Origin of the sequence: Schlesneria sp. (assembly GCF_036405755.1) — a bacterium.
In the GTDB taxonomy this organism is placed as follows: Bacteria; Planctomycetota; Planctomycetia; order Planctomycetales; family Planctomycetaceae; genus Schlesneria; species Schlesneria sphaerica.
Map to the genome: position 1 here is coordinate 1 of NZ_DASWWZ010000526.1, position 8,796 is coordinate 8,796.

The following is an 8,796-nucleotide window of genomic DNA, read 5'->3' on the forward strand; positions in this document are numbered from 1 at the left end:
ACCGGGTGAGATTCCCGCTCCTGTTGACTGGTCGACTCGCTTTCACACTCGGGAAGTCCACTTCCCGCAGACGCCCGGCGCGTTTGACGTGGTCGGTAGCCAGATTGGAGCCGATGACCCGAACCGTCCGCGATACCCTTACCACTCGACTGAACCCTGGCTGGGCCATGCAGCGGACCCGGAATCATGGGGCGATCTGGCGGAGCTTCCCTACGTGCAACTGGGATGGTTCGCCAATGTCGATACGAACGTCTATGCCCCCAAAGTTTACGGGCAGTTCAAGTCGGACACACTTCTTAACGGCATGTTTCCTAATGACCCGATCAATCTGGGTGTCTCCAAACTCGACGTGAACGTCAGCCCCCGATTTGAACTTGGTTACCGGTACGAACGAGGACTCGGTGAGACCCGGTTCGGCTACCAGTTCTACGACTTCCGGGGAAACGACACGCTGGCGAACTACGACCAGGGTGCACCTGCGCAGCAAAGAAGTCAGGTCACTGGCCACGTCTTCGATCTCGACTTTTGCGAGTTCGAGTTCAACCCGGGGGGATTGCCGCTGATTCATCCGTTGTTCAAGTTCCCCGGGCGAATGGGACTGGGTCGTTCATTAACGCCCCAGCTCACCCCTCCCCCGCTGGAAATGCGGTTTCTCATCGGAGGACGAGGTGCCAATTACTTCACCCGGACCGAGGCAGTCGGACCCACCACCACGGACCAGGTCACCAGCAACTTCTGGGGGGGTGGTCTGCATTTCACGTGGGACCTGAACCAGCGTTTGACACAAAATTCGCCCTTCTTCCTGCATCTGCGGGCGGAAGGTTCTGGAACCTTTGGCCGGATTGATCAGGTCTTCAGTCGAACCCGCGGAGCCGATTCGGAATCCGCCACGGATCCCCAGCGGTGGATCGGGGTGCCGACGGTCAGCCTGGAAATCGGACTCGCCTGGGCTCCCCAGCTTCCCCATCGAACCACGCGAGTCACACTCGCTTACCACTACGAAGAATGGTTCTCTTACGGTCAAACCACGGTGTCTGACACTGACCTGCTGCTGAACGGCGTCCTGTTGCGAGGTGAATGGAAGTTCTGATTGTTCGTCTTCTGGATAAGTCTTGCTTCAGTCCGATATTTAGGTCACCCATGCACCAGTTTCTGAAATTCGCCGCACTCTCGTTCTTGCTGAGCACAGGCTGCTCATTGGCGAGAAACACAGCGGAATCGAGCCTCGGTGCCACCAGGACCACTCGGTCAGCGCCCGCACCGGCACGACGACTTCCCGATGTCCCGTCGACGAAGCTGGAATCTCTCGAGCAGGAAGACCTGGTCCCCACCAGTGCCGAACGGCGTAAAGCCAGCTCTGCACGTCGCTTCGAGGACCGAAATTCCGAGCAACCCCCACACTCCGTCCAGCAGGCCCGATACGTCGAGGAGGATGATTCGTCCCTCAACGGCGAGCCCGAGATCATCGCTGGAGAGGCCGATCCGCAGGCCGTCATTCCGGCCCCCAGCGGCGGCCTGAACACCGACGCGAACAGGTTGGCAATGGAGTCGCAGTCAGAAGCATCGCTCTCGGCCCCCCGCGTCTATTCGCTCGCCGAACTGACGGCCATTACAGAGCAGGAACATCCCAAGCTTCGCATGGCATCGGCCGAGATTGAATCGGTGATGGGGGAACGTGTGCAAGCGGGTCTGTACCCCAACCCGCGTATGGAAACGAACAACCCGGAAATCTGGGCCGGGCGTGACAGCCAGGTGAACTTCGGCTGGCAGCAGGATTTCATCACAAAAGGAAAGATGCGACTCGATAAGGCGGCGGCAGACCAGAAATTACGCGTCACTGAGGCGATGTACGTCGTGGAAAAAATGCGGGTACTGACACAAGTCCGCATCCAGTACATCCAGGCATTGGCCGCACGGGAACGACTGAAGAATTCGGAAGACATTCTGCGAATTTCCAAAACAGCCCGCGATGTCTCCGCCGAACTCATGGAAACGGGCGAACGGACCCTCACCGATGTATTGCTGCTGAAAAACACTTACGAGCGGGCGCGACTGGCCGTCGAGAACAATCAGACACGCTACGAAGCGGAACTTCGTCAGGTGGCGATTGCTATCGGAATCCCCGATCTTGTGGTTGAGGATGTCTCTGGTTCAATCAACGATCTCCCCCCCTACTACGACGAACCCTACATCCGTGAGTTCCTGCAAAGTAATAGTGCTCCGATGATTATGGCCCGCGCCGAAGTCGTCCGCCGCAAAATCATGCTCAATCGGGCTGAGGTCGAACCTTACCCCGACTTTCGCTTCGGCCCCCACTATGCTGCCAGTACGACGGAAGGAAGTACCCGTCAGTTCTGGTTCACCTTTGTGTTCGATATTCCGATCTGGAACCTCAATCAGGGGAACATCCGCTCCGCCCGGGCAGAAGTGCTGAATGCCCAGGCCGAAGTGGAAAATCGCCGGATGGAGTTGCTGAACGACCTTGTCGATATCCACGCTCGCCACAAAACGTCGCAATTATTACTCGCCCGCATCGACTCGTCGATCCTTCCCAACGCCGAGAAGACACAGCAACTGGTGCAGGAGGGCTACTCGGAAGGGACCCTGGACGTGAACCGGTTGCTGGAGGCGCAACGAGCACTTCTGGAAGCGAAACAGGACCAGATTGATGCGTACGAGCAGGCCTGGAGAACCGCGGCCGAACTGGCGGGCTACCTGCAGTTCGAACAGTTTCCTTAAGAAAGGCGAAGCCAACGCTCCGCCGTCAGGAAATCCCCGACAGACTGTCAGCGTCACCCTGCTGCCGTCGGAAATCCGGGGAAAGCGGGGTGGGTGGATTCATTTTCTACGTGGTGAACACGTGCTTTCGCTATAAACTGGCAGCGAGTAGCGGGGTCACCACACAGTGGTGCCTGGGCTTGCCAGGATGACTTTCCGTCAGCACTCACCGGAAACTGCGAGTAAGCTTCCGCATGATCCTACGCGCTCGACACCCCTTAACAGAAGCCTTTCCTTTTTCGGTTTCTCTCCTCGAGAACGACACACCTGAATGGCCAGCGGTCACTCCCATCGAATCCGAACCTTGCTGACTCCCGAGCCGCGCACGGACGGGACATTGAGGAATTCGGTCAAACCGAGGTGGAGTCTGGCAAGTCGTTTTGGCCGTGGAATGGGTTATCTGACGGCCCTGCTCTTCGTATTCCTGGCCACAATTTTAAGAATGGTGCTCGACCCCTTACTGGGTGAAGAGTTTCCCTTCGTTCCATACCTTTGTGCGATCGTCTTCAGCTTCTACTTCGGCGGGCTTGGCCCCGCATTGATGACAATGGTACTGGGCTTCATCGCTACGGGCTACTTCTTTCTGACACCGCGCGGCTCGGTCCTCATCAATAACCTCCAGTCACAAATAGGGGGCGGGTTCTACCTGCTGGTGGGTGGCTCAACAATTCTGTTAATGGAAGGCATGAAAGCCGCACAGCGCCGGGCCAATCACAATGAAGAAGAACTCTTGAAAAAACAGGCGGATCTTGAGACCGAAATTCGCGAACGCCGCGAAGCTCAGGAAGCCTACGTGAAGCTGCTGCGACGCATGGTCACGATTCAAGAAGTGGAACGCCGCCGAATTTCGCGGGAACTCCACGACCAATGCGGCCAGGACCTGACCGCCCTGGATATCGGACTGAAAATCGTCGAAGAACTGATCGGGCCCCAAAACCAGTCTGCCCTTCAGCACTTGAAAAGCATGCATGAGACCCTGGGCCGAGTTTCACGCGAAGTCCATGATCTTGCTCTCGAACTGCGTCCCCCTTCGCTGGATGACCTGGGATTGAATGATGCCATCAAGGGATTCGTCGAGTCCTGGGGTGAGCGGACAGCCATCGCCGTCGATTTTGAAAGCCGCGGGCTGGATGACGTGCCGCTGGCTCCTGAAGTCGAAACGGCCGTCTATCGGACCGTCATCGAAGCCCTGACCAACGTCGCCAAGCATGCAGGCGTCTCGCGCGCGAGTGTCGTGCTCGAGATCCAGGGTCCTAACCTGATCCTGATCGTCGAGGATCAGGGACGCGGATTTGACATCGACGCCCAAACCTCCGTTGGCAATCCTCCGCAGCACCTCGGACTGCTCGGGATGCGTGAGCGACTTGAAGCGGCAGGAGGAACCCTGGAAATTGAATCCACCCCCGGCGCGGGAACGACCATCTTTGCAAGGGCGCCAATACAGGGAGTGGGCGAAACCAAATGAACGGAAGCAAACTGGATGTTGTCATTGCCGATGACCATGCATTGGTGCGCCAGGGCCTGCGAATGCTCATTGATTGTCAGTCCGATATGACGGTCGTCGGCGAAGCGGGTGACGGACATGAGGCGCTGACCATGATCCAGCAATTGCGTCCCGCCGTCGCCGTCGTCGATGTCAGTATGCCGGTGATGAATGGAATCGAACTGACAGCGCGACTGGCAGGGGACGCGACCCCCACCAAAGTGCTGGCACTGACAGCGAATGAGGATCGCGGCTACATGCACCGCCTGTTCTCATCGGGTGTCTGCGGATATCTGCTGAAAAGGTCCGCCGCAGATGAACTGATTCGAGCGATCCGATCTGTCTCGCAAGGGATTCGCTATCTGGATCCTTCCATCCTGGACGAACTCGTCGGCATGACCGAATTCGACAAGTCGACACAACAAAAGCCCGAAGTGGCTCTCAGTGAGCGGGAAACGGAAGTCCTGAAGCTGATCGCTCAGGGCCTGACCAATAAAGAGATTGCCGCTCGACTGGATATCAGCGTGAAGACTGTGGAAACGTACAAAGCCCGGTCAATGCAGAAACTCGGACTCCGCGGACGAGCCGACATCGTTCGCTTCGCCGTCGATCGCTCCTGGCTGCGCGACATTTGAAATCGACACTTCCACGTCCTCGGAAATGACAGGATCGATCATGAGTGAAAAGTCCGTCCAGAACAAAGGTTCTACCCTCCCCTGGGGTTGGGGAATTGTCGCCGTCGTGGGTCTGGTCGTCGCCTGGAACTGGCAGCAACTTCGCCCGATCGCCCTCGACCTGCTGCAGGATCCTGCGCAAGCGAAAGCCTTAACCGCCGTTCAGCCCCCGGTCGAACTGGTCCCCGAAGAAGAGGCCACGCTGAAGTTAACCAGTCCCCACGCCGCAGCAGCCCTCGCCATCAAAGTCACCGAGGTTCGCAGTGCTCCTCAGCCTGAACCTCTCCGATTACCCGGTTCCCTTCTCCTTGATCCCAACCGACTGGTTCATGTCCACTCACGCTTCACCGGCGAAACCGTCTCCATCGGACAGATCGAAGATGACGGGGTCATGCGGCCGCTGCAGTACGGCGATCCCGTCAAGAAAGGACAGGTGATCGCGGTCATCTGGAGTAAGGAAGTCGGCGAGAAAAAGAGCGAACTGGTCGACGCCCTCTCACAACTCGAAATGAGTCGATCTCTGCTGAAACGTCTGGAAAGCGTGCAGAAGGGGGTTGTCACCGAACGCGTCCTGCTCGAAGCACGACGTGATGTCGAAGCAGGAATGATCGCGGTCGCACGAGCCGAACGGACGCTGCGGTCCTGGCGGATGACCGATACCGAGATCGAGACCGTCCGGCGCGAGTACCGGAATCTGATGAAAGACAAGGACGCGTCAGACCTGACGGTCGACGAGAAATGGGCCGAGACGGAAATCCGGGCCGCCATCGATGGCGTGATCGTCGAGAAAAACTTCAACGTGGGGGATGTCGTTGATCCGCAGGACGATCTTTTCAAGATTGCCGATCTAAGCCGGTTACAAGTCCTTGCCAACGTCTACGAAGAAGACCTGTGGGCCATTCGCGATCTCAAGCCCTCCGAACGGCATTGGAGCATCGACCTGAAGTCGGACCCATCGGACAATCAGATTCAGGGAACATTCGAATTGATCGGCAGCATGATTGATCCGGCTCAACGAACCGGTTCCGTCATGGGGTGGCTCGACAACAAGGATTCGCGCCTGCTGGTCGGCCAGTTCATCACAGCCACAGTGCAGCTTCCCGCGAGTTCAACAATTGTCGCCATCCCGGAATCGGCCCTGATCGAAGAAGGTGATTCATCGACGGTGTTCGTGGCCACTGACGCTCAACAACAACGCTTCAGCCGCCGCAAAGTACTGGTCGTGAAACGAACCGCCGGCACGGTCTATATCAATAGCGACCCGCGCACATCAGAGTTCGAGCCTCTTCACGTGGGTGAAAGCGTCGTCAGCGAAGGATCGCTGGGACTGGGTGGCGAACTTGCCAATCTTCAGGCGGGACAACGGAAAAGCTGAGCAGCTTCCGTCCGTGTACACCACCCGAGCATCGAGCAGAGGACTGCAATTCTATGGTCAGCAAGCTGGTGAAATGGTCGCTCGATAATCCTTTGCTGGTGATGCTGGGGATGTTTGCGCTGATCGTGGCCGGGGGCTATGCCTTCCTGAATGTGAACGTCGAGGCCTATCCGGACCCTGCCCCGGCCATTATCGAGATCATCGCCAAGTACCCCGGGGCATCGGCCGAAGAAGTCGAACGTCAGGTGACGATCCCGCTTGAGGTCGCATTGGCAGGCATGCCGGGGCTGAAGTACACCCGCAGCAAATCGCTGTTCGGTCTGGCCCATGTCCGTAATCAGTTCGAATACGGCATCGATTACTACAAGGCACGTCAGGAAGTCATTAATCGACTCAGCTTCGTCAATGACCTCCCTCCCAATGTCGAACCGGAACTCTCTCCCACCAGCCCCACAGGTGAGATCCTGCGCTACACGCTGAAAGGTCCCCGTAACGAGGCGGGAGAAGAAATCTACACACTCAATGATCTCAAGACGCTGCAGGACTGGACTCTCGTCCGGAAGTTTCGACGAATTCCCCGCATCATCGACACCGTCAGCAGCGGAGGAACCATCAAACGATACGAAGTCCGTCCCGATCCCGAACGAATGTTGCGCTACGCCATTCCACTGAAACAACTCGAAGCAACGATCAGAGACAGTAACGCCAATATCGGCGGGGACTACCTCGTCCACGGCGAAAACCTGCTTAACGTCAGAAGTATTGGACTGATCGGCAACGGGATTGATCCGACACAGGCTCCCGTTGTCCTCAGTACAAAGAATCCTCAAGTCGCGGCGGACCACTTGCGTGCCGAAGAAAAAGCCCGCGTGAAAGCCATCCGCGAGATTGTGATCACCTCTGTCAACAACGTCCCCATCCGTGTGGAAGACGTGATCGAAGGGGGCCCACTGCGGTATGAAGAGGAAATCGGAAAACAGGGAGTCGTCGTCACTCACCAGCCCCGCATGGGACGCATCAGCATTAGCTACCCGAGCACCGGGATCAAATCGGCCACGGACCACGCAGAACACCATTCGCATGGCGGGGGGGCAGATGCCGCTGCGTCTGCGGAACCGGTCACCTGGTTCGACGATGCGGAACGAGTCCAGGGAATCATCCTGCTTCGGAAAGGTGAGGCATCTCTGCCGGCACTGAAGGACGTTCGGGACGAGATCGCGCGATTGAATTCCGGAGATGGAATGCTGCCCGGTGTCGAAATCGAACCTTACTACGATCGCACGGAACTGATCAACGTCACCACGCACACAGTACACGAAAACCTTGTCGCGGGCATGGTTCTTGTCACCCTGATTCTGCTGATGTTCCTGACCAACGTCCGTTGTGCACTGATTGTGGCGATCAATGTGCCGCTGGCCCTGTTGGTGGCCTTCTCGATGCTCTATATCCGGGGACGGTCGGCAAACCTGCTTTCCATCGGTGCGGTCGACTTCGGTATCATCGTCGACAGCTCTGTCATTATCGTCGAGAACATCTACCGCCATCTGACCGCCGGCGAACAGACGAACGAGACTCTGAAAGAACGCATCTTCCGGGCCTGCTCCGAAGTCGAGCGAGGCCTTTTTTTCACCACGGCGATCATGGTCTGCGCCTTCCTGCCGCTGTTCACCATGCGCGGCCCGGAAGGACAGATCTTCGGCCCCATGGCCGACACCTATGCCTTCGCACTGGGAGGTGCCCTCGTCCTTGCTCTGACGATTGCTCCGGTTCTGTGCCTGTTATTCTTCAAAGAGCTGAAGCCTGTTCCCGATAACTTTCTGGTGCGCTACCTGAAAACGTCCTACCTGAACCGGCTGCGGTGGTGTCTGCAGAACAGGACGCTGACGCTGGCCTTCATGCTGGGCATGATCGCCGTGACGGTATTCAACCTGCCGCGACTGGGACGCGAGTTCATGCCGGAACTGGAAGAAGGCAATCTCTATGTCCGAGGTACATTTCCGATTAATGTGGCCCCGCATGTGGCGGCGTCCCGGTCTGATGCCGCTCGTGCCATCATGCGGCAGTACCCCGAAGTTCGCGTCGTGGTCTCTCAAAACGGACGACCCGATGATGGGACCGACCCCACCGGGTTCTACAACCTGGAGTTCTTCCTTCCCCTCAAGCCTCGGACGGAATGGCCGCTGACAGAACGTCAGACCGGCTGGCGTCGGATCTACGGACCCAAGCGAGCGAGGACAAAAGAAGAACTGATCGCGGGGATGGAATCAGAACTCTCTCACAAGATTCTGGGTGCCAACTGGAACTTCTCACAGAATATCCGCGACAACGTTATGGAATCTCTGTCGGGGGTTAAGGGGGATAACTCCGTTAAGATCTTCGGACCGGACCTGGCGGAGCTTGAGCGTATCGCTGACCAGTTGGCGGCAAGACTCAACACGATTCCGGGAATCACCAACGTCGGCGTCTTTCGAATTCAGGGGCAACCC

Annotated in this window: 6 protein-coding genes; all 6 read left to right on the forward strand. The window is 57.5% G+C overall.

The features are described 5' to 3' along the window. Positions 1 to 1,090, forward strand: a 1,090-nt coding sequence (locus VGE80_RS17865) for a hypothetical protein (protein WP_440593602.1), incomplete at its 5' end; no start/stop codon positions are given. Between the two features lie 50 nt (positions 1,091 to 1,140). Continuing rightward, positions 1,141 to 2,739 (forward strand): TolC family protein, encoded by a 1,599-nt coding sequence (locus VGE80_RS17870; RefSeq protein ID WP_440593603.1) that lies wholly within the window; start codon positions 1,141 to 1,143, stop codon positions 2,737 to 2,739. Positions 2,740 to 3,049: 310 nt separating this feature from the next. Beyond that, positions 3,050 to 4,243 (forward strand): ATP-binding protein, encoded by a 1,194-nt coding sequence (locus VGE80_RS17875; protein WP_373653263.1) that lies wholly within the window; start codon positions 3,050 to 3,052, stop codon positions 4,241 to 4,243. Then, entirely contained in the window at positions 4,240 to 4,896 is a 657-nt protein-coding gene (locus VGE80_RS17880; protein WP_397569099.1) for a response regulator transcription factor, read from the forward strand. Before VGE80_RS17875 ends, VGE80_RS17880 begins: the two co-directional genes overlap by 4 nt. A 40-nt stretch (positions 4,897 to 4,936) precedes the next feature. After that, the gene (locus VGE80_RS17885) at positions 4,937 to 6,310 is read left to right on the forward strand and encodes an efflux RND transporter periplasmic adaptor subunit (RefSeq protein ID WP_440593604.1); all 1,374 of its coding nucleotides are present in this window, start codon (positions 4,937 to 4,939) and stop codon (positions 6,308 to 6,310) included. A gap of 53 nt (positions 6,311 to 6,363) precedes the next feature. Further along, a partial coding sequence (locus VGE80_RS17890) for an efflux RND transporter permease subunit (RefSeq protein ID WP_440593605.1) occupies positions 6,364 to 8,796 on the forward strand: 2,433 nt, incomplete at its 3' end.

Coding starts and splice junctions, on each gene's coding strand:
- VGE80_RS17870 (WP_440593603.1), top strand. CDS start 1,141: ATGCACCAGTTTCTGAAATTCGCCGCACTCTCGTTCTTGCTGAGCACA.
- VGE80_RS17885 (WP_440593604.1), top strand. CDS start 4,937: ATGAGTGAAAAGTCCGTCCAGAACAAAGGTTCTACCCTCCCCTGGGGT.
- VGE80_RS17880 (WP_397569099.1), top strand. CDS start 4,240: ATGAACGGAAGCAAACTGGATGTTGTCATTGCCGATGACCATGCATTG.
- VGE80_RS17875 (WP_373653263.1), top strand. CDS start 3,050: ATGGCCAGCGGTCACTCCCATCGAATCCGAACCTTGCTGACTCCCGAG.